18 protein-coding genes are annotated in these 21,551 nt (G+C 66.0%); 4 read left to right on the top strand and 14 right to left on the bottom strand.

Going from position 1 to position 21,551, the window contains the following annotated elements; genetic code table 11:
• Positions 1 to 15: 15 nt before the first annotated feature.
• The 3 genes from C167_RS0107540 (at position 16) to aqpZ (ending at position 2,881) form a co-directional block, all read left to right on the top strand.
• Positions 16 to 1,410: a class II fumarate hydratase gene (locus C167_RS0107540; RefSeq protein WP_017517657.1), complete on the top strand. Its 1,395-nt coding sequence runs from the start codon at positions 16 to 18 to the stop codon at positions 1,408 to 1,410.
• Positions 1,403 to 2,026, top strand: coding sequence for an NAD(P)H-dependent oxidoreductase (locus C167_RS0107535; RefSeq protein WP_017517656.1), 624 nt, complete (start codon positions 1,403 to 1,405; stop codon positions 2,024 to 2,026). Before C167_RS0107540 ends, C167_RS0107535 begins: the two co-directional genes overlap by 8 nt.
• 171 nt (positions 2,027 to 2,197) lie before the next feature.
• The gene (gene aqpZ, locus C167_RS0107530) at positions 2,198 to 2,881 is read left to right on the top strand and encodes an aquaporin Z (RefSeq protein WP_017517655.1); all 684 of its coding nucleotides are present in this window, start codon (positions 2,198 to 2,200) and stop codon (positions 2,879 to 2,881) included.
• A 177-nt stretch (positions 2,882 to 3,058) separates the two neighbouring features.
• Here aqpZ and C167_RS0107525 read toward each other — a convergent pair whose 3' ends face one another.
• From C167_RS0107525 to C167_RS0107470, 12 genes are all read right to left on the bottom strand, one after another.
• On the bottom strand, positions 3,059 to 4,018 hold the full coding sequence (locus C167_RS0107525) for a DMT family transporter (RefSeq protein ID WP_017517654.1): 960 nt from the start codon (positions 4,016 to 4,018) through the stop codon (positions 3,059 to 3,061).
• Positions 4,019 to 4,135: 117 nt separating this feature from the next.
• Positions 4,136 to 4,555 carry an MAPEG family protein gene (locus C167_RS0107520; RefSeq protein ID WP_017517653.1) on the bottom strand — a complete coding sequence of 140 codons (420 nt, stop codon included), beginning with the start codon at positions 4,553 to 4,555 and terminating at the stop codon, positions 4,136 to 4,138.
• Between the two features lie 252 nt (positions 4,556 to 4,807).
• Positions 4,808 to 5,023: a TOBE domain-containing protein gene (locus C167_RS0107515; protein ID WP_017517652.1), complete on the bottom strand. Its 216-nt coding sequence runs from the start codon at positions 5,021 to 5,023 to the stop codon at positions 4,808 to 4,810.
• Positions 5,024 to 5,068: 45 nt separating this feature from the next.
• Positions 5,069 to 5,881, bottom strand: coding sequence for an aliphatic sulfonates ABC transporter ATP-binding protein (gene ssuB, locus C167_RS0107510; protein WP_017517651.1), 813 nt, complete (start codon positions 5,879 to 5,881; stop codon positions 5,069 to 5,071).
• Positions 5,878 to 6,666: an aliphatic sulfonate ABC transporter permease SsuC gene (ssuC, locus tag C167_RS0107505; protein WP_017517650.1), complete on the bottom strand. Its 789-nt coding sequence runs from the start codon at positions 6,664 to 6,666 to the stop codon at positions 5,878 to 5,880. The genes ssuB and ssuC overlap by 4 nt, the downstream gene beginning before the upstream one ends.
• 104 nt (positions 6,667 to 6,770) lie before the next feature.
• On the bottom strand, positions 6,771 to 7,919 hold the full coding sequence (gene ssuD / locus C167_RS0107500; protein ID WP_017517649.1) for an FMNH2-dependent alkanesulfonate monooxygenase: 1,149 nt from the start codon (positions 7,917 to 7,919) through the stop codon (positions 6,771 to 6,773).
• Between the two features lie 756 nt (positions 7,920 to 8,675).
• Positions 8,676 to 9,641, bottom strand: a complete 966-nt coding sequence (locus tag C167_RS0107495; RefSeq protein ID WP_017517648.1) for a sulfonate ABC transporter substrate-binding protein — start codon at positions 9,639 to 9,641, stop codon at positions 8,676 to 8,678.
• Positions 9,642 to 9,775: 134 nt separating this feature from the next.
• Positions 9,776 to 10,369, bottom strand: coding sequence for an NADPH-dependent FMN reductase (gene ssuE, locus C167_RS0107490; protein WP_017517647.1), 594 nt, complete (start codon positions 10,367 to 10,369; stop codon positions 9,776 to 9,778).
• Between the two features lie 221 nt (positions 10,370 to 10,590).
• Positions 10,591 to 11,343 (bottom strand): ABC transporter ATP-binding protein, encoded by a 753-nt coding sequence (locus C167_RS0107485; RefSeq protein ID WP_017517646.1) that lies wholly within the window; start codon positions 11,341 to 11,343, stop codon positions 10,591 to 10,593.
• Positions 11,343 to 12,164: an ABC transporter permease gene (locus C167_RS0107480; protein ID WP_017517645.1), complete on the bottom strand. Its 822-nt coding sequence runs from the start codon at positions 12,162 to 12,164 to the stop codon at positions 11,343 to 11,345. The genes C167_RS0107485 and C167_RS0107480 overlap by 1 nt, the downstream gene beginning before the upstream one ends.
• A 3-nt stretch (positions 12,165 to 12,167) precedes the next feature.
• Positions 12,168 to 13,184 carry an aliphatic sulfonate ABC transporter substrate-binding protein gene (locus tag C167_RS0107475; RefSeq protein WP_017517644.1) on the bottom strand — a complete coding sequence of 339 codons (1,017 nt, stop codon included), beginning with the start codon at positions 13,182 to 13,184 and terminating at the stop codon, positions 12,168 to 12,170.
• A 199-nt stretch (positions 13,185 to 13,383) separates the two neighbouring features.
• Positions 13,384 to 14,022 (bottom strand): peroxiredoxin, encoded by a 639-nt coding sequence (locus C167_RS0107470; RefSeq protein ID WP_017517643.1) that lies wholly within the window; start codon positions 14,020 to 14,022, stop codon positions 13,384 to 13,386.
• Between the two features lie 292 nt (positions 14,023 to 14,314).
• On the opposite strand from C167_RS0107470, the gene C167_RS0107465 reads away from it, so the two are divergent.
• Positions 14,315 to 14,521 (top strand): DUF6316 family protein, encoded by a 207-nt coding sequence (locus tag C167_RS0107465; RefSeq protein WP_017517642.1) that lies wholly within the window; start codon positions 14,315 to 14,317, stop codon positions 14,519 to 14,521.
• A gap of 221 nt (positions 14,522 to 14,742) precedes the next feature.
• On the opposite strand, the gene C167_RS0107460 is transcribed toward C167_RS0107465, so the two are convergent.
• Both C167_RS0107460 and C167_RS33235 read right to left on the bottom strand, forming a co-directional pair.
• Positions 14,743 to 15,927: a thiolase family protein gene (locus tag C167_RS0107460; RefSeq protein ID WP_017517641.1), complete on the bottom strand. Its 1,185-nt coding sequence runs from the start codon at positions 15,925 to 15,927 to the stop codon at positions 14,743 to 14,745.
• Positions 15,928 to 16,105: 178 nt separating this feature from the next.
• Positions 16,106 to 21,538 (bottom strand): DUF5801 repeats-in-toxin domain-containing protein, encoded by a 5,433-nt coding sequence (locus C167_RS33235; protein WP_235154301.1) that lies wholly within the window; start codon positions 21,536 to 21,538, stop codon positions 16,106 to 16,108.
• Positions 21,539 to 21,551 lie beyond the last annotated feature (13 nt).

The following is a 21,551-nucleotide window of genomic DNA, read 5'->3' as shown; positions in this document are numbered from 1 at the left end:
TTCCGGAGAAGCACCATGAGCCGCACCGAAACCGACAGCCTTGGTCCCATCGAGGTCCCCGAAGACGCCTACTGGGGTGCGCAGACCCAGCGCTCGCTGCAGAACTTCGCCATCGGTGGGCAGCGCATGCCGCTCGCCGTGGTCCACGCCCTGGCGCTGATCAAGAAGGCCGCCGCACGGGTCAACGCGCAACTGGGCGAGTTGCCGGAGAACATCACCAGCCTGATCGAGGAAGCCGCCGACGAAGTGCTCGCCGGTGAGCACGACGACCAGTTCCCCCTCGTCGTCTGGCAGACCGGCAGCGGCACCCAGAGCAACATGAACGTCAACGAGGTGATTGCCGGGCGCGCCAACGAGATCGCCGGCAACGGCCGTGGCGGCAAGAAGCCGGTGCACCCCAATGACCATGTGAACCGCGCGCAGAGTTCCAACGACAGCTTCCCCACCGCCATGCACATCGCTGCCGCCCAGGCGGTACAGCACGACCTGCTGCCGGCCATCGCCGAGCTCAGCGGCGGCCTCGCCGAGCAGGCCGCGCGCCACGCCAACCTGGTGAAGACCGGTCGCACCCACCTGATGGACGCCACGCCGGTGACCTTCGGCCAGGAGCTGTCCGCCTTCGTCGCCCAGCTGGACTATGCCGAGCGCGCCATTCGCGCGGCGCTGCCGGCGGTCTACGAACTGGCCCAGGGCGGCACCGCCGTGGGTACCGGGCTGAACGCGCCGAAGGAATTCGCCGACGCCATCGCCGCCGAGCTGGCCGACCTCTCCGGCCTGCCCTTCGTTTCCGCGCCGAACAAGTTTGCTGCCCTCGCCGGCCACGAACCGCTGGTGACCCTGGCCGGGGCCATGAAGACCCTCGCCGTGGCGCTGATGAAGATCGCCAACGACCTGCGCCTGCTCGGCTCCGGCCCGCGCGCGGGGTTTGCCGAGGTAAGACTGCCGGCCAACGAACCGGGCTCCTCGATCATGCCCGGCAAGGTCAACCCGACCCAGTGCGAGGCGTTGTCGATGCTCGCCTGCCAGGTTTTCGGCAACGACGCCGCCATCACCTTCGCCGCCAGCCAGGGCCACCTGCAGCTCAACGTCTACAAGCCGGTGATCATCCACAACCTGCTGGAGTCCGTGCGCCTGCTGGCCGATGGTTGCCGCAACTTCAACACCCACTGCGTCGCCGGCATGGAGCCGGACGCGACGAAGATGCGCGAGCACCTCGACCGCGGCCTGATGCTGGTGACCGCGCTCAACCCGCACATCGGCTACGACAAGGCCGCCGAGATCGCCAAGAAGGCCTACGCCGAAGGCAAGACCCTGCGCGAAGCCGCGCTGGAACTGGGCTACCTGACCGACGCCGAATTCGACCAATGGGTGCGCCCGGAGACCATGCTGGAGGCCGGGCAGAATGGCTGAACCGACCCGTTCCGGGGCAACCCCGCTTGAGGGCGACGGCAAGCGCGTGCTGCTGGTGCTGGGCTCGCCCAAGCCGGGCGGTTTCTGCCATGCACTGGCCGAGGCCTACGCTCACGGCGCCCGCGCCAAGGGCCATGTGGTGCACATGCTCAGGCTCGGCGAGTTGAACTTCGACCCAGTGCTGCGCGGCGGCTACGAACAGAGCCAGAATCTGGAGCCGGACGTGCTCGAAGCCCAGCGGCAGATCCACTGGGCGCAGCACATCGCCTTCATCTACCCGATCTGGTGGGGCGGCCTACCCGCGTTGCTGCAGGGCTTCTTCGACCGCGTGCTGCAACCGGGCTTCGCCTTCCGCTACCGCTCGCTGGAGTCCCGCGAGTTCGAGCCACTGCTGGGCGGGCGTAGCGCCGACCTGCTGGTCAGCCACGACCAGACCCACTGGCACTACCGCCTGCGCCAGGGCGCTCCGGCCCACCGGCAGATGACCCGCTGCATCCTCGCGCCCTGCGGCATCGCCCTGCACCACCTGGAAGAATTCAGCCCGGTGCGCGGCTCCGGCGAGGAGCAACGGCAGGGCTGGCTGCGCCGGGCGGAACAGTTGGGCACGCAGGTCTGAGACGACGGCGGATGACGCGCGAGGCGTTGTCCGCCTCGCCGTCGACCTACAATCCTGCGCGTTCAGAAGGCTTTCCCAACACATTGGGAAACCGCCTACACCGCGCCAACCTGCGACTTCCCTAGCATGCGCTCGCCCCAATCCGGGGTTCCTCTTGCCTCTGGAGGCAGCATGCTTCGCAAACTTTCCGCCGAAATGATCGGCACGTTCTGGCTGGTGTTCGGTGGTTGCGGCAGCGCCATCTTCGCCGCCCACGCCATTGGCGTCCTGGGTGTCGCCCTTGCCTTCGGCCTGACCGTGGTCACCATGGCCTACGCCATCGGCCCGATCTCCGGTTGCCACCTGAACCCCGCCGTCACCCTCGGCCTGTGGGCCGGCGGTCGCTTCCGCACGCTGGATGTGGTGCCGTACATCGTCGCCCAGTGCATCGGCGGCGTGATCGCCGGTGCCGTCCTGTTCTACATCGCCTCCGGCAAGCCGGGCTTCGATGCGCTGGCCGGCTTCGCCGCCAACGGTTATGACGCCCTCTCGCCGACCGGCTACAGCCTGCACTCGGCGATGGCCATCGAGGTACTGCTGACCGCGTTCTTCCTCTTCGTGATCATGGGCGCCACCGACAGCAAGCTGGCCCCGGCCGGTTTTGCGCCGATCGCCATCGGCCTGACGCTGACCCTGATCCACCTGATCAGCATCCCGATCGACAACACCTCGGTGAACCCGGCGCGCAGCCTGGGCGTGGCGCTGTTCGCCGATCCGGCCTTCATGAAGCAACTGTGGCTGTTCTGGGTCGGCCCGCTGGTGGGCGGCGTGATCGGTGCCGTGGCCTACCGTCTGGTTCGTCCGTCCAACGACTGAATCTTGCGGTGACAAGAAAACGGGCGCCTTCGGGCGCCCGTTTTCGTTGCTGTTCAACCTTTCCGGAGCTGCAGGAGGAGCAAGCTCGCTCCTACAGTTTCTTTGCCAGCCCATCGGATCAACGTCCAGTGCCGTAGGGCGCATAACGCCACCGGCGTTATCCGCCATCGAGCAGGCTCAGAGGTCGGCGATACGCGCCCTTCGCGCCCGGTAGCTGCGCAACAGCGAAGGGGCCAGCGCGGTCAGTGCCGAGCCGCCGACCACCAGCAGCGCACCGACATAGGCCAGGCCGTTGAGGTCTTCGGGCAGGACGAAATCCGGCCACAGCGAGGCGGCCAGCACCACCGAGGCGAAGGTCACCAGCGGGGTGATCGCCAGGGTCGCGCTGACCCGCGAAGCCTCCCAGTGCGCCAGCGCCTCGGCGAAGGCACCGTAGGCCACCAGGGTGTTCAGGCAGCAGGCCAGCAGCAGCCAGCCCTGCAGCGCCGAGAGGTCCAGCGCCTCCAGCGGATGCGCCCAGGGCGTCAGCAGTGCGCCGCAGCCCAGGTAGATCACCATCATCACCTGGACCGAGGTCCATTGGGTCAGCAGCTGCTTTTGTGCGAGGCCATAGAAGGTCCAGATGAAGGCGGCGAAGACCACGATCAGCACGCCGGTGGTGTACTCGCCGAGCGAGCCGAACAGCTCGGCCAGACGCTGGTTGAAGAACAGCCCGAAGCCTGCGATCAGCACGGCGAGGCCCAGCGCCTGGCCAATGCTGAAGCTCTCCTTGAAGACCACCAGGCTGCCCAGCAGCAGGAGAATCGGCGCGATCTGGATCACCAGTTGCGTGGTGCCGGGCGTGAGCATGCGCAAGCCGATCAGGTAGCAGACGTAGTTGCCGGTCAGGCCGAGGATGGCAACCAGCACCAGCCCTTTGCCGCGCTTGCCCAGCGGCGCGAAGCGCGGCAACTGGCGGGTGAAGCCCAGGTAGATGAGCAGCAGGCCACCGGAGACCACCAGGCGAAACCAGGTGACGGTGATCGGGTCCATGACCTTCAGGACTTCCTTGAGCTTGATCGGCAGGATGCCCCAGAGGACGGCGGTGACCAGGGCGAGAAACAGGCCGAATTGCCAGCGGCCGGATGAAACGTGCATGGGAGCCTCGACGCGTGTGCGGTCCGCCATGCTAAGTCATGGCGGTATCGCCCCATAGGAACAGTTGGCCTGCGCAACTGTTCCGGTCATCCGCCGACGACGCTGCGTCGCTGCCAATCAGAGCAGGGTCGAGAGGCGCAACAGCCACCAGATCAGGATGACCAGCTGGACGAGGAACGCGGCGAAGCGTACCCACACCGCCAGTGCCGAGGTGCTGGCCAGATGCACCAGCGACTGGACGATGCGTGCCACCAGCAAGGTCGGCGCCAGCGGATCGGTGATCACCGTCTGCTGGGTGACCATGGCGTAGAGCAGCACGGCGCAGAACAGCGGCACGTTCTCCACGCAGTTGGCGTGGGCACGCACCAGGCGCTGGCCGAAGGTGCCGGGGGTGTTGCTGCCGTCGGCGGCGAAGGCGTTGACCTTCATGCGGCCGGACAGCACCAGCAGGCCGCGCTGGTTGACCACCAGCAGGACCAGCAGCACGGTCCAGGCGACCAGGCCGAGCAACGCGAAGGCAGAGGGGCTGAGGGACATGCGGGACTCCTTTCTCTTGTTGGTTTGAGCGGAGTCTAGGGGAAGTAGAGCAATTGCTCTAGCCAGCAATCACCGGCGTAAAGGTGGGTCGGATCTGTAGGAGCGAGCTTGCTCGCGAACTCATACCCGGCAGCTCCGGAGTTGGGGGGTTCGCGAGCAAGCTCGCTCCTACAACGGCAACCCGGATACCACTCGCACAAAGAAAAACGGGCAGCCCGTTTCCGGCCTGCCCGTTCTTGTCCAGCGCCGCATTCACAGCTTGGCGATGGAGACCTCGGTGGATTTCACGAAGGCGATCACTTCACTGCCGATGGCCAGTTCCAGCTCTTTCACGGAGCGGGTGGTGATCACCGAGGTGACGATGCCGGCGGCGGTCTGCACGTCGATTTCCGACAGCACATCGCCTTCGACGATTTCCTTGATGGTGCCTTTGAACTGGTTGCGGACGTTGATGGCTTTGATGGTCATGGCGTAGCTCCTTGGGAGAATGGGGTTTTCACGGATGAACAGGGATCAGAGCGCCCAACGCAATTGCGTGGGCAGTGGGGAAACAGGCTCCGGTTCAGGCGGCTGGGCCGGCAGCGACAGCACGCGCTCGAGCACTTCGGCTTCGAGCGCGGCCAGCCTGGCTGAACCGCGGGCACGGGGCCGGTGCAGGTCGACGTTGAGGTCCAGGCCGATCTCGCCGTCCTCGATGAGGATCACCCGGTCAGCGATGGCCACGGCCTCGGCGACGTCATGGGTGACCAGCAGCACGGTGAAGCCATGCTGCTGCCAGAGGGTCTCGATCAGTTGCTGCATCTCGATGCGGGTCAGGGCATCCAGCGCGCCCAGCGGCTCGTCGAGCAGCAGCAGGCGCGGCTGGTGGATCAGCGCACGGGCCAGGGCCACGCGTTGCTTCTGCCCGCCGGACAAGCCCGCCGGCCATTCGTTGGCGCGGTCGGACAGCCCCACCGCCGCCAACGCTTCCAGCGCCTTCGGGCGCCAGTCGCCCTTCAGGCCCAGGCCAACGTTATCGATCACCCGCTTCCAGGGCAGCAGGCGCGAGTCCTGGAACATCAGGCGAGTCTCCTCGCGGGCGCTTTCCAGCGGCGCGGAGCCGGCCAGCAATTGGCCCTCGCTGGCTGCATCGAGCCCGGCCAGCAGGCGCAGCAGAGTGCTCTTGCCGCAACCGCTGCGGCCGACGATGGCGACGAACTGGCCGGCGGGAATTCGCAGGTCGATGCCCTTGAGCACCTCGCGCTCGCCGAAGCGCTTGCGCACGTTTTCCAGTGCCAGCGGGATGCCTTTCTTGAGTTGCTTGGGCAAGCTGTTCACCGCGTTCATGCCGCACCTCCTTTCACCTGATAGGCCGGGTGCCAGCGCAGCCAGATACGTTCCAGGCCGCGGGCGGCGAGGTCGGCCAGTTTGCCGAGCACGGCGTAGAGCAGGATCGCCAGCACCACCACGTCGGTCTGCAGGAACTCGCGGGCGTTCATCGCCAGGTAACCGATGCCGGAGTTGGCGGAGATGGTCTCGGCGACGATCAGGGTCAGCCACATGAAGCCCAGGGCGAAGCGCACGCCGACCAGGATCGAGGGCAGCGCGCCGGGCAGGATCACCTGGCGGAACAGCGCAAAGCCCGACAACCCGTAGCTGCGCGACATTTCCAGCAGGCCCGGATCGATGTTGCGGATGCCGTGGTAGGTGTTGAGGTAGATCGGGAACAGGGTGCCGAGGGCGACCAGGAAAATCTTCGCCGACTCGTCGATGCCGAACCACAGGATCACCAGCGGGATCAGCGCCAGGTGTGGCACGTTGCGGATCATCTGCACCGAGCTGTCGAGGAAGCGCTCGCCCCATTTCGACAGGCCGGTGATCAGGCCCAGCACCAGGCCGATGCTGCCACCGATGAGGAAGCCGACGGCGGCGCGCCAGGTGCTGATCGCCAGGTGCTGCCAGAGCTCGCCGCTGACCACCAGGTGGTAGCCGGCCTCGGCCACGGCGCTGGGCGCCGGCAGGATGCGGCTGGACAACCAGCCGAACTCCACCGCGAGCTGCCAGATCAGCAGCAGGATCACCGGCAGGGCCCAGGGCGCGAGGCGCTGGGCGTGGTTGTTGGAAATGCTCATCTCATCACTCCGGATTCGTCGTAGGGCGAATGAAGCGGAAGGCCTCACCCACCGTTCGGGATCGACGGCGGATAACGCTGCGCGTTATTCGCCCTACGGTTTTGTCAGCTTGCCGAAGCGGCCTTGGGCAGGATGTCGTTGGCCACCATCTCGCCGAACGGGCTGACGTAGCCGCGCGCCTGCGGTTGCTGGGCTCGGGCGATATCCAGGTGCGGGAAGAGCAATTCGGCGACCCGGTACGACTCTTCCAGGTGCGGGTAGCCGGAGAAGATGAAGGTGTCGATTCCCAGGTCTGCGTACTCCTTCACGCGAGCCGCCACGGTCGGGCCATCGCCCACCAGCGCGGTGCCGGCGCCGCCACGCACCAGGCCGACTCCGGCCCAGAGGTTGGGGCTGACTTCCAGCTTGTCCTTGCTGCCGCCGTGCAGGGCGGCCATGCGTTGCTGGCCCACAGAATCGAAGCGCGCCAGGGATGCCTGGGCGCGGTCGATGGTGTCCTGGTCCAGATGGGAGATCAGGCGGTCGGCGGCCTTCCAGGCTTCCTCGTTGGTCTCGCGGACAATCACATGCAGGCGGATGCCGAAGCGCACGCTGCGGCCCTGATTCGCAGCCTTCTCGCGCACCTGGGCGATCTTCTCGGCGACGGCGGCCGGCGGCTCGCCCCAGGTCAGGTACAGCTCGACCTGCTCGGCGGCGAGGTCCTGGGCGGCATCGGAGGATCCACCGAAATACAGCGGCGGGCGCGGCTGCTGGATCGGCGGGTAGAGCAACTTGGCGCCCTTCACCTGCAGGTGCTTGCCGTCGTAGTCGACGGTCTCGCCTTCCAGTACGCGACGCCAGATGCGGGTGAATTCGACCGAGGCTTCGTAGCGTTCGGCGTGGCTCAGGTGCAGGCCGTCGCCGGCCAGTTCATCGGGGTCTCCGCCGGTCACCAGGTTGAACAGCGCGCGTCCGCCGGAAAGCCGGTCGAGGGTGGCGGCCTGGCGGGCAGCCACGGTCGGGGAAATGATGCCCGGGCGCAGGGCGACCAGGAACTTCAGGCGCTGGGTCACCGGGATCAGCGAGGCGGCGACCAGCCAGGAGTCTTCGCAGGAGCGGCCGGTGGGGATCAATACGCCGCCGAAACCGAGGCGGTCGGCGGCCTGGGCGACCTGTTGCAGATAGCCGTGGTCCACGGCGCGGGCGCCTTCGGCGGTACCCAGGTAGTGGCCGTCGCCGTGGGTCGGCAGGAACCAGAAGATGTCGAGACTCATCGCAATTACTCCAGATAAGCGCGCCGGCGTGGCGTAGCCGCGCGATGATGGGATGGGTGTACGTCTTGCCTTGCACTCCCGGGGGCGAACCTTGCCGCGCTGCCAAGAGCCCCTCTCCCTAACCCTCTCCCTGAAGGGAGAGGGGACTGTTCGGCGCAGGGTGAAACCGTGGTATCAGCCGGCGCTTTTAGCTCCCTCTCCCATCAGGGAGAGGGGACTGTTCGGCGCAGGTGAAACCGTGGTATCAGCCGGCGCTTTTAGCTCCCTCTCCCATCAGGGAGAGGGGACTGTTCGGCGCAGGGTGAAACCGTGGTATCAGCCGGCGCTTTTAGCTCCCTCTCCCATCAGGGAGAGGGGACTGTTCGGCGCAAGGTGAAACCGTGGTATCAGCCGGCGCTTTTAGCTCCCTCTCCCATCAGGGAGAGGGGACTGTTCGGCGCAGGGTGAAACCGTGGTATCAGCCGGCGCTTTTAGCTCCCTCTCCCATCAGGGAGAGGGGACTGTTCGGCGCAAGGTGAAACCGTGGTATCAGCCGGCGCTTTTAGCTCCCTCTCCCATCAGGGAGAGGGGACTGTTCGGCGCAGGGTGAAACCGTGGTATCAGCCGGCGCTTTTAGCTCCCTCTCCCATCAGGGAGAGGGACTGTTCGGCGCAGGGTGAAACCGTGGTATCAGCCGGCGCCTTTAGCTCCCTCTCCCTTCAGGGAGAGGGCGGGGGGAGAGGGTTGGATCGCGAATCAGTTGTTCGTATGTGCGCATTACTGCGCCGCGGCCACCTTGGCCGGAGCCGTCCAGACCACGTCCTTGATGCTCAGCTTCTTGGGAATCAGCTTCAGGTCGGTGAAGGTGTCGGCGATCTTCTGCTGCGCGGCGGTCACTTCCGGGGTGATCGGCTGGGCGCCATAGCCCTGGCGCTTCACGGCGGTCAAGGTGATGTCCGCCGGCAGGCCGAGCAGCGGCGCGACCTGGTCGGTAACCTGCTGCGGGTTGTGCTGCGACCACTCGCCCACCGAACGCACTTCGTCGATCAGGGTGGTGATCACCTGCGGGTGCTGGTTCGCATAGGGACGGGTTGCCAGGTAGAACTGGTGGTTATCCACCAGGCCAGTGCCATCCACCAGGGTGCGGGCGGAAAGCTGTTTCTCGGCGGCGGCCTGGTACGGGTCCCAGATCACCCAGGCATCCACGCTGCCACGCTCGAAGGCGGCGCGGGCGTCGGCTGGCGGCAGGTAGACGGGCTGGATGTCGCTGTATTTCAGGCCGGCGTTCTCCAGGGCGCGCACCAGCAGGTAGTGCACGTTGGAGCCTTTGTTCAGGGCGACTTTCTTGCCCTTGAGCTCGGCGACGGATTTGATCGGCGAGTCCTTGGGCAGCAGGATCGCTTCGCTGGTCGGCGCCGGCGGTTCATGGGCGACGTAGACGAGATCGGCGCCAGCGGCCTGGGCGAACACCGGCGGGGTTTCGCCGGTGACGCCGAAGTCGATGCTGCCGACGTTCAGGCCTTCCAGCAGTTGGGGCCCGCCGGGAAATTCGGTCCACTGCACCTTGACGCCCTGCTCGGCCAGGCGCTTCTCCAGCGTGCCGCGGGCCTTGAGCAGCACCAGGGTGCCGTACTTCTGGTAACCGATACGCAGGGTGCCGGGCTGTTCGTCCGCCTGCGCGTTGTAGGACAGGGCCGCGATCAGCAGGGCCGCCAGTCCACTACGCAAAGTGAGGGTCCGCATGGGAGTGCTCCTTCATCGAGTGTGCTTGCCGGACCTGCGGTCCCGTTGTCGGGACGGTGAGGGCCTTTTCGTTATTGACGCAGTGGGCGCCTGCCGGGTCGGGGCTTGGCGTTCACCTGCGTGGGTTTTGTCGGTCAGATGCTCCAGCGGGCGTTGATCAGCCGCTCATTGAGCAGGTTGGGGTCGATGGGTTTCGGTCGGCGCGCCAGGGCGCCGTGGAACTGTTCCAGCGACTCCAGCAGTCGGTGTTCGAGGGTCGATTCCAGGCGCGCCGGGGTATTGCCCTCGGGGTATTGCACCTGGCCCTCCTCGGCAAACACGCCGTGCAGGGTTTCCTGGGCTTTCAATGCGGCGAGGACCGGCTTGAGGGCGTAGTCCACTGCCAACATGTGCGCGTTGCTGCCGCCGGTTGCCAGGGGCAGCACCACCTTGTGCGCCAGCGCCCGCTCCGGCAGCAGGTCGAGGATGACCTTCAGCGCACCGGCGATGGACGCCTTGTATACCGGGGTGGAAATCACCAGGCCGTCGGCGCGCAGGATCTGTTCGATCAGCTCAACCACCCGCGGGCTGTCGAAGCGCGCGTGCAACAGGTCTTCGGCTGGGAAGTCGTGCACGCTGTAGGAGCGCACCTCGGCGCCGTGGGCGTGCAGCCAGTTCCGCGCGATGTCCAGGAGGACACCGGAACGGGAACGCTGGCTGGGGCTGCCGGCAAGGGTGACTACATACATCTGCTCGCTTCCTTATAACGATCAGGCCGGTACAAATGCCGTCCTGCTAACCAATGTGCATAGACCTTAACAGCCCTCCTCATATTCCAATAAATGGTATTTATTCATTTAGTTATACGATTTTGTTTTTAACGTAGGAGCGAGCTTGCTCGCGAACCGCTTCACGTCGGAGTTACCGAAGAGCGTTCGCGAGCAAGCTCGCTCCTACAGGGCGGTGAAGGTCAGATGACGTGGGACTGGTGCAGCTCGGTCAGCGCTTCGCCGCGCAGGAAGGCCAGCTCGACGGCGCGACGGTCCCGCGGGCGCGGCAGCGGCACGGGGAATTCGCGGCGCAGGCGGCTGGGCGTGCCGCCCAGCAGCAGCACGCGATCGCTGAGGTAGAAGGCTTCGTCGAGGTCATGGGTAACCAGCAGGATGCTGATGTCGTACTCCAGCGCCAGCTGCTGGATCAGGTCCTGCAGGCGGATGCGGGTGAAGGCGTCCACCGCGCTGAAGGGTTCGTCCAGCAGCAGCACTTGCGGCCGCCCATAGAGGCCACGGGCGATGGCCGCGCGCTGGGCCATGCCACCGGAGAGCTGCTTGGGCAGCAGGTCACCCTTGCCCTCCAGCCCCACATCGCGCAGCAGGTGCTCAATGCGGTGGTCGTCGGCCAGCCAGCCATCGGCAAAGCCGATGTTCTGCGCCACGGTGAGCCAGGGCAGCAGGCGCGGCTCCTGAAACACCACGCCGACGCCACCGCCGCCACGACCGGTGTCGCCGTCCGGGCCGAAACCCAGCAGCGGGTTGCGCTCCAGGGAGCCGGCGAACTCGTCGTCCAGCCCGGCGGCGATGCGCAGCAGGGTACTTTTGCCACAGCCACTGGGGCCGAGCAGGCTGACCACTTCGCCCGGCGCCAGGCTCAGGCTGACGTCGTCCAGCACCCGCACGCCGGAGAAGCTCTTGCGGATATCACGCAGTTCCAGCAAGGCGCTCATCAGCTCTCTCCATTGCCCAGGAAGGTATCGCGCCAGGCCAGCGCGCGCTGCTCCAGCGCCTTCAGCAGGCTGTCGCTGAGCTTGCCGAGCACCGCCAGCACCAGGATGGCGGCGATGACGATGTCCGGCCGCGAGGTTTCCCGGCCGTCGCTGAGCAGATAGCCCAGGCCACGGGTGGCGGCGATCAGCTCGGCGGCGACCAGGAACATCCAGCTCAGGCTCAGCGCGCCGCGCAGGCCGGTGAACAGGCTCGGCAGCGCGGCCGGCAGGAGGATGCGCCGCACCAGGGCAAAGGGCGAGAGGTGATACAAGCGGCCCAGCTCGACCCACTTGCGGTCGACGTTACGCACGCCGGCTACCAGCGAGAGATACACGGGGAAGAAAGCGCCGAGGGCGATCAGCACGATTTTCGGCGTCTCGTCGATGCCCAGCCAGAGCAGCAGGAGCGGCACCCAGGCGAGGCTGGGAATGGCCCGCAGCGCCTGGAAAGTCGGTTCGAGATAAGCCTCGGCACGCTGGCTGAGGCCGACCCAGGTGCCGATCAGGATGGCCAACGCCGCGCCGATAGAGAAGCCGGCAGCCACCCGTGCGAGGCTGGCCGCCACGTGCCTCCACAGCTCGCCCTGGGCCAGTTGCCAGAGCGTCAGCGCGACACTGCTGGGCACGGGCATCTGGTGCTCGGGCAGCCAGCCGACGCGTACCACCAGCTCCAGCCCCGCGCACAGCAGCAGCGGCAGCAGCCAGGCGCGCCAGCTCAGTCGCGGCCAGCGCAGCCTTGGCAGGCGGCGCTGGCGAGCGAGGCGCAGGCTCTGGGTTGGCATGGATTACTGCTCCGCCTTGGCGACAGCGCCAGCCTTGCCAATCACCTCGCCGGCCAGTTGCGGGGCAATCAGTTGATCGACCACGGAAGTGACGTCGGTCCCCGGACGCACCAGTTGCTCGTCCAGCAGGATCGGTGCGGCGGCCTTCAGTGCGGCCACCTGCTCGGCGCCCGGCAGCGGCTTGCTGAAGTCGGTGCGCGAGAGTTGCAGCTTGGCCACTTCCAGCGGCAGCTTGGCTTCCTCGGCGAGCAGCTTCGCGGTTTCCTCCGGATGAGCGATGGCCCACTGGCGCGCCTCTTCATAGGCGGCGATGACCTGCTTGATCAGCTCCGGCTGCGACTGCTCGAACTGCTCGGTGACGCTGAGTACGCCGTAGCTGTTGAAGTCGACGTTGCGGTACAGCAGCCGCGAGCCAGCCTGCAGTTCGCTGGCGGCCATGTGCGGATCGAGGCCGGCCCAGGCGTCCACCCTGCCCTGCTCCAGCGCGGCGCGGCCGTCAGGATGCTGCAGGTGGACGATCTCCACGTCGTTCTTGTCCAGCCCCGCCTGCTGCAGGCTGCGCAGGAGGAACAGGTAGGGATCGGTACCCTTGGTGGCGGCGATCTTCTTGCCCTTGAGGTCGGCGACGGACTTCAGCGGCGAATCCTTGGGCACCACCAGCGCGGTCCACTCCGGCCGGCTGGCGATGTAGACGGTCTTCAGCGGCGCGCCGTTGGCGCGGCTGAGTACGGCGGCCAGCCCCGCGGTGGAGGCGAAGTCGGTACTGCCGGCGTTGAGGTATTCCAGGGAACGGTTGCTGCCCTGGCTGAACACCCAGCGCACTTCGGTGCCCTGCGGCTTGAGGGACTTCTCCAGCCAGCCGAAGTGCTTGAGCACCAGGCTGGTGGGCGCGTAGTAGGCGTAGTCCAGACGCACCTCTTTCGGTGCGTCGGCGGCTTGTGCGGAACTGTTGTAGGCGCCGATCGGCAGGCTCGCGAGAAGAGCGACGGCCAGGCTGCGGCGCCAGGTGGAATGACCCATGGTCTTCTCCTTGGCGGGGCTTGCGTCTTCTTCCCGTTTGGCGGGCAAGTCAGATCGAATAGATCGGATTAGAGAGCAGAGCTGAATAAAAAAGCGCGGCGTGGTCCGCGCATGAAGGATAAAAAATGGGCCGGCGGACCGGCCCGATTTCCGCTCGAGGTTTGCTCGTACAGTGACTCCCCGGATGGGGAGCGGAGAGTCACTTGTTCGGTTGCGGGGTCAGCCGCAGGTAGGGCTTGATCGCACGGTAGCCCTTGGGGAAACGCTGCTTGATCTCTTCCTCGTCCTTGAGCGAGGGCACGATCACCACGTCGTCGCCATCCTGCCAGTTGCCCGGCGTTGCGACCTTGTGGTTGTCGGTGAGCTGCAGCGAGTCGATGACACGCAGGATCTCGTTGAAGTTGCGCCCGGTGCTCGCCGGGTAGGTGATGGTCAGGCGCACCTTCTTGTTCGGGTCGATGACGAACAGCGAACGCACGGTGAGAGTGTCGTTGGCGTTCGGGTGGATCAGGTCGTACAGCTCGGAGACCTTGCGGTCGGCGTCGGCGATGATCGGGAAGTTGACCACGGTGTTCTGGGTCTCGTTGATGTCGTCGATCCACTTCAGGTGGGAGTCCACCGGGTCGACGGACAGGGCGATGACCTTAACGCCCTTGGCGGCGAACTGGTCCTTGAGCTTGGCGGTCAGGCCCAGCTCGGTGGTGCATACCGGGGTGAAGTCGGCCGGGTGGGAGAACAGAACACCCCAGCTGTTGCCAAGCCACTCATGGAAACGGATGCGGCCTTCGCTGGATTCCTGTTCGAAGTCGGGGGCGATGTCGCCAAGTCGCAAGCTCATGGGTCTCTCCTTGTTCGTGTTGGTAGCCACTATGCACAAGGTCATTACTCATTAAAAAGAATATATTTCGACATTCTTATAACCGAATTATCTCTTTTCCGGACCCTGCTCGACGGCGACCGCCGCCGGATACTGAGCATAGTCAAGTGAACACGAAGCCCAAGCCGGTGAGTGTTTCGCCGCTGAAACAGTCGTTCGCCGTTCGTCGCCTGCCCGCTGCAGCCCAGGCAGGGCGCGGCTTTGCGGCATACACTCGATTTAATTATTTTCTTCGGCTCGGGAGGTGGGATTCATGTTGGGACAACGGGTCAACGACAGCCAGGCGGCCACCCACTACCGCAGCGACCGCATCAGCGCGGTCAATGGCCAGTACTTCTTCTCCACTCGCGAAGGGACCCTGGAGGGGCCCTATTTCACCCGCTTCGATGCCGAGCGCGAGGTGGCGCAGTACATCGATCGCATGCGGCAGGCCGCGGCGTTGTTTGCGCGGATGCCGTAACGGCGAGCAGCGAGGCTGCGACCAGGAACCCCGGCCCGGTGCCGGGGTTTGTTTTTCTGCCGGCCGACAACCAGACGAGCGAACCCGGCATCGAGAGTGCTCCCCGGCAGCGGCAATAAAAAACCCCCGGCGTCACCGCCGGGGGCTCTCAGGGCACCGAACCGCTTGCGTGGAGCGATCGGTGCCATCCAGGCGAGGACTGGTGCCCTCGCCCGCCGTGCTCAGCGAACGGCTTCGAACAGCCCGGTGGCGCCCATGCCGCCGCCCACGCACATGGTGACGATGCCGTAGCGCAGGTTGCGACGCTGCAGTTCGCGCACCAGGTGGCCGACCTGGCGCGAGCCGGTCATGCCGAACGGGTGGCCGATGGAAATGGAACCGCCGTTGACGTTGTACTTCTCGTTGTCGATGCCCAGGCGATCACGGGCGTACAGGCACTGAGAGGCGAAGGCTTCGTTGAGTTCCCAGAGGTCGATGTCGCTGACCTGCAGGCCCTTGGCCTTGAGCAGCTTGGGCACCGAGAACACCGGGCCGATACCCATCTCGTCCGGCTCGCAGCCGGCCACGGTGAAGCCGCGGAAGAAGGCCTTGGGTTTCAGGCCCAGTTCCAGGGCCTTGTCCAGGCTCATGACCAGGGTCATCGAGGCGCCGTCGGAGAGCTGCGAGGCGTTGCCGGCGGTGACCGAACCGTCTTCGGCGAACACCGGCTTGAGGGAGTTCAGGCCTTCGAGGGTGGTGTCCGGGCGGTTGCAGTCGTCGCGGTCGACCACGCCGTCGAGCACTTTCTTTTCCCCGGTGGCCTTGTCTTCCACCAGGTACTTCACGCTCATCGGCACGATTTCGTCGTCGAACAGGCCTTCGGCCTGGGCGCGGGCGGTGCGCTGCTGGCTCTGCAGGGCGTACAGGTCCTGCTGCTCGCGGGTGACGTTGTAACGGCGGGCAACGATCTCGGCGGTCTGGCCCATGGGGTAGTAGATGCCGGGGAATTCCTCTTTGAGGCGCGGGTTCACGAAGTTGTCGAGGTTCTGCTTGCCCATGGTCAGGGTGATGGACTCGACGCCGCCAGCCACCAGGATGTCGCTGCATCCCGAAGCCACCTGGTTGGCGGCAATGGCGATGGCCTGCAGGCCCGAGGAGCAGTAGCGGTTCAGGGTCATGCCGGCGACGTGGATGCCCAGGCGCGACAGCACGGCGGCGTTGCGGCCGATGTTGTGACCCTGGGCGCCTTCGTTGGAGCCGGCGCCGACCACGCAGTCGTCCACGAGCAGCGGATCGAGGTTGTTGCGCGCCAGCAGCGCGTCGATGCAATGGGCGACCATGTCGTCCGGACGGGTCATGTTGAATTTGCCACGGAAGGACTTGGCCAGGCCGGTACGGACGCTGTCGACGATCACCACTTCGCGCATGGGAAACCTCGTTGCTTGTTGTTGGACTGAGGAAAGGTGTGGCCCGAGGATAAGCGCCGCTGAGGACACACTGCGACGATTATTCACCAGCCGTATGACTGTGCCCCCACCCTCGTTGGGCGGGAAGCAAACGAAACCGCCGCCCGAAGGCGGCGGTTTCGACGGGTCCCACACAGGGTCAGACGGTGTCGGTCTTGATCGCGTGATCGCCCAGCAGGCCGTTGAGCACGGTCTGGGTATCCCCCGCCGAGAGCACACCATTACCGGCATGGCCCGCGTACTTGGCGGCGAGGTCGACGTTGGCCAGGTCGACGGTCTGGGTGACGGCGCCGCCACTGGTGGGGCTGACGCCGATGGTGGTGGTGCCGGTGTTGACCGAGAAGGTCAGGTAGTGCGCCAGCGACGAGGCGGTAGCCGCTTCCCCTTGCAGCAGGTCGGCGAAGTTCAGCACGTCATGTTCGGCGATGCTGAAGTCCTTGATCACATCGTGGCCGGTGTCGCCGGCTTTCCAGACGAACTCGTCGGCTCCGGTGCCGCCGAACATGATGTCGTCGCCGGGCCCGCCGATCAGTTTGTCGTTGCCGCCCTGGCCGAACATCAGGTCATTGCCGGCGCCGCCTTCGAGGATGTCGTCGCCGCCGCGGGTGTCACCGCTGACGTTGAGTTCCTGGGCATGGGCGGCAATGTAATCGAGCAGTTGCCCGGACGTGGGTGCCGCGCCGCCGTTGGTGGCGGTCAGGTAGTCCACCAGCCCCTGGAAGCCCTGGCCGTTGTGCGAACCCGCGGCATGGCCGGCCCAGGACAGGCCGTCGGTGTTGATGACATCGCCGAAGATGATGTCATTGCCCGAACCGCCCACCAGATGGTCGTTACCCACCGGCGCCGGCGAGACATTGCTCACGCCCTCCTGCAGAGCCGTCGTCAGTTCGCTGCCGGTGTGGATGATCTGCGGCTGGCCGACATTGCCGACTACATCGGTCTTGCCGAAGTCGATGGTCCCGGTGCCCACGGTGTTGGTGTTGTCGAAGAAGCGCAGGATATTGGTGTTGACGCCGTCGTCGATACCGATGGCATTCACCCAGACATGGTTGGCGCCGGCGAACACACCGGTGCCATTGAGCATGTCGGCACCCGCCACCAGCGCTTTCTGCACGTCGTTGTACTCGGTGCTGTTGCCGGAGTTGGTCGAGTCGCCATTGAAGGTGGTCGGGTTGCCGTCGGTGAGGAAGAACGCCAGGTTGACGTAGTTGTGCGCCGCATCCGCGCCGCCTCCCACCTGTCCGGCGAACCAGGCACTGGCGGACTTCAGCGCGGCCTCATAGTTGGTGTTGCCGTCGGCGGTCAGCGCATTGATCTTGTCGATCATGCCCTGCACGTTGCTGCTGTTGAGCCCGGCCAGGGTGGCGATGGTCGAGGAACTGGCGAAGGATACCAGCGCGACGTTGATCACCCCATCATGGCCCTTGACCTGGTTGAGCAGATTGATCAGGGCGTTCTTCGCCAAGGCCAGCCGGTCAGGCCCGCCCAGCTCGTTCATGCTGCCGGAGCGATCCAGGACCAGGGCGATGTTGTAGTTCTTGCCCGGTGTGGTAGACACCGAGACGCCGCCCTTGTCGCCCACCAGCACGTCGTTGCCGTTGCCGCCGAGAATGTCGCCGCTCTTGTCGGCATCGCTGGGGTTGGGAATGGTGTGCTGGCTGGTGGACGAGCCGCTGTCATGGTCATTGCTGCCCACCACCAGCAGCGGGTTGGGCGTGCTCAGGTCCAGGCACAGGTTGAGGCTGGTGGCGTCGCCGTCGCCGTCGGTGATGCCCAGGTGGAAGTTGAGGTCCAGGTCCTGGGGCAGCACGGACTGTTTCACCTCGATGCTGGCAACCCGGTAATCACCGCCGGAGCTGCCCAGCACGACACTGGTAAAACCGGTCTGCGACAACTGGTAGGCCGAGCCTGAGGTGAAGTGACCGTCGGTGAGCAGGTTCCAGTGGGTGGCATCGCCCTCCCCGGTTCCGGCCGGAGGCGAGTAGGTGCCGCTGGCCAGCAAGGTGCCGCCCTCGCCGTAGACGCTCCAGGTCAGTACATCGCTGGTGGAGAGCTTCTGCACGTCGAAGCTGGCGTCATAGACCTTTTCGTTGAACGCGACGCTGAGCTTCTCGCCGGTGTCGATCAGGTTGTTGCCGCCTACGCCCATGCCGTTGTTGGACGGGTTCACCACGCTGCCCGGGCTGGTGAAGGTGGCGGTAAGGCCATCGGCATTGAGGACAATGGAGGTCTGCGGGCCGCCGGCGGAGACCTTGGTCAGGTCGTAGTCCACCGAGGTGGTCGGCCGCGAGTTCACCACCTCGAAGCTGTAGCTGCCATCGGCATTGACCTTGAGGACGAAGAACGGCTGGTTGTTGCCGTCATAGGCGGTGAGCTGCGAACCGCCACCGGTCAGTTGGGTGACCACATAGGTCAGGCCATCCGGCGCGGTGTTGCCGCTGAGGTCGAAGGCGCCCAGGCCATCGCCGCCGAAGCTGACATCCAGGTTGCCGGTGAGGATGAAGCCCTGGGAGTCGGAGACGTCCTGGCACGGCGGTTCGCTGTGCACCACCGGCAGGTCGTCCTGCACATGGATCACCAGCGAGCCTGCGCCCAGGCTGACCGGGTCGCCGTCGCCATCGGTGGCCTTGATTACGCCGCCGAGGTTGAGCGTCAGCTGCTCGCCGTCATCGCCATTGTGCAGCGGGTGGTCCAGCGGGCCGAGCAGCTTGAACTCGTAGTGCCCCGCCGCATCCACCAACAAGGTGAAGATGGTCTTGGCACCGGCCATGGCGGTCAGCAGGTTGCCCACCACGCTGTAGCTCAGCGCCACGCCGCCGGAGGTCAGGTTCTGTGCGCTCAGCGAGGCGGTGTTGCCGGTCAGCGAGAAGGCACCGGGGCCGTCCGCGCCGAAGTTCACCAGGCTGCTGAGCGAACCCGTGGCCGTGGTGGTGTCGCTGGCGCCATCGGGGTTGCCCCCCGGCAGTGCATCCTCCATGACCTGGCCCGTGACGCTGCCGCCGGCGATGAGCACGGGGCCATCGTCCTTGAACACCAGCTTGCCGCCCAGGTCGAGGCTGGCGGATTGCTGATCGCCGTCGCCGTCGGTGATGGTCGCCACCAGGGCGATCTTGCTACCCAGCAGGCTGACCGAATCATCGGAGTTGGTGGCGTCGGCATGCTTGAGCGCCAGTTGCTGGTCCAGCGTAAGCACGCCCGTGGCGCTGTTCAGGCTCAGGCTGAAGGCAACCGGGCCGCCCGCGCCGCCCACACGACCTTCCACCAGCGTATCGCTGACCTTGACCAGCACGATGCTCTGCCCGCTGGTGGTCTGCAGCCCGCTGACGGTACCGGTGGTGGCCGACAGGCCGTAGCTGACGGTGCCGCCATCGGCGCCGCCATTGGCGGTGAAGGCGCCGCTGAAGTCGCCGCTGGCGTCGGTGGCCAGCACGGTTTCGTCCACCGTCAGTACCGGCGCCTGGCCGGCGTTGGCGCTGATGCTCGGGCCATCGTCCTTGAAGACCAGCCGGCCGCCCAGGTCGAGGTTGGCGGAAAGCGAGTCGCCGTCGGCATCGGTGATGGTGGCGGCCAGGATGATCTTGTTGTTCAGCAGGCTGACCGAGTCATCGGGGTTGCTGGCGTTGGGGTGCTGCAGCGCCATCTGCTGGTCGAGGGTGACCACGCCACCGGCGATAGTGACCTTGAAGGCGATGGCGCCCTGGTCCCCGCCGACGCGGCCGACGACGCTGCCGCCTTCGTTGAACAGCAGGATGGTCTGGCCGCTGGTGGTCTTCAGGCCGCTGTCCAGGCCATTGGAAACGGCACTGAGCTGGTAGGTCAGGCTGCCGGCGCCATCGGCGCCGAAGGTGCTGCTGAACTGCCCGGTGAAGTCCGCGCTGGCGTTGATCGCCAGGTTGGTTTCGTCCACCGTCAGCACCGGCGCGCCCTGGCTGCTGGCGCTGACGCTCGGGCCGTCGTCCTTGAAGGTCAGGCGGCTGCCCAGGTCCAGTTCGGCATGGCTGGAATCGCCGTCGCCATCGGTGATGGTGGCGACCAGGTTGATCTTGCCGCCGGCGATGCTCAGCGCGTCATCGGGGTTGCTGGCGTTCGGATGCTTGAGCGCCATCTGCTGGTCGAGGGTCACTACACCATCGGCTACCGTGACCTTGAAGGCGACTGCACCGGCCGGGCCGCCCACGCGGCCGACCACGCTGGTGCCTTCGTTGAACAGCAGGATGGTCTGGCCCTGGCTGGTCTGCAGGCCGCTGTCAGCGCCGTTGGCGACCGCTTCGACCTTGTAGGTCAGCGAGCCCTGGCCGTCCGCCCCGTAGTTGCCGTTGAACTGGCCGGAGAAGTCCGCACTGGCATTGTTGGCCAGGTTGGTCTCGTCCACTACCAGGCTGGGAGCGCCCTGGGCATTCGCGTTGAGGGTCGGCGCATCGTCGTAGAACACCATCTTGGTGCCGAGGTCGACCTGGGCCGAAGCCTTGTCGCCGTCGCCATCGGTGATGGTGGCGGTGAGGGTGATCTTGCCGTCGGGCAGGCGCAGCGCCTCATCCGGGTTGGTGGTATCGGGATGCTTGAGCGCCAGGCGCTGGTCGAGCATCAGCGCGCCCTGGTCCTCGCTGACCACGAAGGCGATGGCGCCAGTGCCGGCCACCTTGCCGACCACGGTGCCATTGACGTTGTACAGCAGGATGCTCTCGCCCTGGGTGGTTTTCACGCCACTGTCGGTACCATCGACGGTGGTCACCTTGTAGGTGATGGTCCCCGGGCCGTCAGCGCCGAAGTTCGGCGTGAACAGCTGGGACACCAGGCTGACTTCGACGCGGGCGTCGTTCGACAGGTTGGACTCGTCCACCTCCAGGCTGATGTCGGCGTCCAGGCAGGGAGCGATGCTCGGGCCGTCATCGAGGAAGGTCAGCTTGCTACCCAGGTCGATCTGGGCGCTGGCGCTGTCGCCATCCTTGTCGGTGATGGTGGCGGTCAGGGTGATCTGGCCGGGCAGGTTGAGGGGGTCGTCCGGATTGCTGGTGTCCGGATGCGCGAGGGCCCGCAGCTGCTCCAGCGTGACCTTGCCGTCGCCGTCCACATACACGCGGAAGGCCACGGTGTCGGTGCCCTGCAGGCGGCCTTCGATGCCGTCGGCGGTGTTGTAGAGGTAGACCTTCTGGCCGGTCGCGGTGTCCTTGAGCCCGCTGTCGCTATTGTCGGCCCCGGCCAGTGTGTAGGTGATGGTTCCGGCGCCGTCCGCGCCGAAGTGGGCGGTGAACAGGTCGGCCACCGACGCGCTGCTGGTGTCCGGCACGCCGAGGTGGGTTTCGTCGACGCTCAGCGCGATGTCGGCGCTGGTGCTGGCCGTGATGCGCGGGCCGTCATCGAGGAAGGTCAGCTTGTCATCCAGGTCGATGGAGGCGGTGGCGCTGTCGCCGTCCTTGTCGGTGATGGTGGCAGTCAGTGCCAGGGTGTTCGGGTCGAGACTGACGCCCTCGTTGTTGCTTCCCGGATTCGGGTGCACGATGGCGCGCACCTGGTCCAGGGTGATGGTGCCGTCCTGCCCGAGGGTCACGCGGAAGGCGACGTCGCCGTTCACGCCGCCCACGCGG

The sequence above is a fragment of the Pseudomonas nitroreducens TX1 genome (assembly GCF_000313755.1).
Taxonomy (GTDB): domain Bacteria; phylum Pseudomonadota; class Gammaproteobacteria; order Pseudomonadales; family Pseudomonadaceae; genus Pseudomonas; species Pseudomonas nitroreducens_A.
Note: the sequence above shows the minus strand (reverse complement) of the source record. Positions and strands in the feature narration are given on the sequence as shown.

Excerpts from the sequence above, each read along its gene's own strand:
- ssuE (WP_017517647.1), bottom strand. The coding sequence starts at position 10,369 with ATGTATGTAGTCACCCTTGCCGGCAGCCCCAGCCAGCGTTCCCGTTCC.
- C167_RS0107475 (WP_017517644.1), bottom strand. The coding sequence starts at position 13,184 with ATGGGTCATTCCACCTGGCGCCGCAGCCTGGCCGTCGCTCTTCTCGCG.
- C167_RS0107525 (WP_017517654.1), bottom strand. The coding sequence starts at position 4,018 with ATGCACGTTTCATCCGGCCGCTGGCAATTCGGCCTGTTTCTCGCCCTG.
- C167_RS0107540 (WP_017517657.1), top strand. The coding sequence starts at position 16 with ATGAGCCGCACCGAAACCGACAGCCTTGGTCCCATCGAGGTCCCCGAA.
- C167_RS0107495 (WP_017517648.1), bottom strand. The coding sequence starts at position 9,641 with ATGCGGACCCTCACTTTGCGTAGTGGACTGGCGGCCCTGCTGATCGCG.
- C167_RS0107535 (WP_017517656.1), top strand. The coding sequence starts at position 1,403 with ATGGCTGAACCGACCCGTTCCGGGGCAACCCCGCTTGAGGGCGACGGC.
- C167_RS0107480 (WP_017517645.1), bottom strand. The coding sequence starts at position 12,164 with ATGCCAACCCAGAGCCTGCGCCTCGCTCGCCAGCGCCGCCTGCCAAGG.
- aqpZ (WP_017517655.1), top strand. The coding sequence starts at position 2,198 with ATGCTTCGCAAACTTTCCGCCGAAATGATCGGCACGTTCTGGCTGGTG.
- C167_RS0107465 (WP_017517642.1), top strand. The coding sequence starts at position 14,315 with ATGTTGGGACAACGGGTCAACGACAGCCAGGCGGCCACCCACTACCGC.
- ssuC (WP_017517650.1), bottom strand. The coding sequence starts at position 6,666 with ATGAGCATTTCCAACAACCACGCCCAGCGCCTCGCGCCCTGGGCCCTG.
- ssuB (WP_017517651.1), bottom strand. The coding sequence starts at position 5,881 with ATGAACGCGGTGAACAGCTTGCCCAAGCAACTCAAGAAAGGCATCCCG.
- C167_RS0107470 (WP_017517643.1), bottom strand. The coding sequence starts at position 14,022 with ATGAGCTTGCGACTTGGCGACATCGCCCCCGACTTCGAACAGGAATCC.
- C167_RS0107460 (WP_017517641.1), bottom strand. The coding sequence starts at position 15,927 with ATGCGCGAAGTGGTGATCGTCGACAGCGTCCGTACCGGCCTGGCCAAG.
- C167_RS0107485 (WP_017517646.1), bottom strand. The coding sequence starts at position 11,343 with ATGAGCGCCTTGCTGGAACTGCGTGATATCCGCAAGAGCTTCTCCGGC.
- ssuD (WP_017517649.1), bottom strand. The coding sequence starts at position 7,919 with ATGAGTCTCGACATCTTCTGGTTCCTGCCGACCCACGGCGACGGCCAC.
- C167_RS0107515 (WP_017517652.1), bottom strand. The coding sequence starts at position 5,023 with ATGACCATCAAAGCCATCAACGTCCGCAACCAGTTCAAAGGCACCATC.
- C167_RS0107520 (WP_017517653.1), bottom strand. The coding sequence starts at position 4,555 with ATGTCCCTCAGCCCCTCTGCCTTCGCGTTGCTCGGCCTGGTCGCCTGG.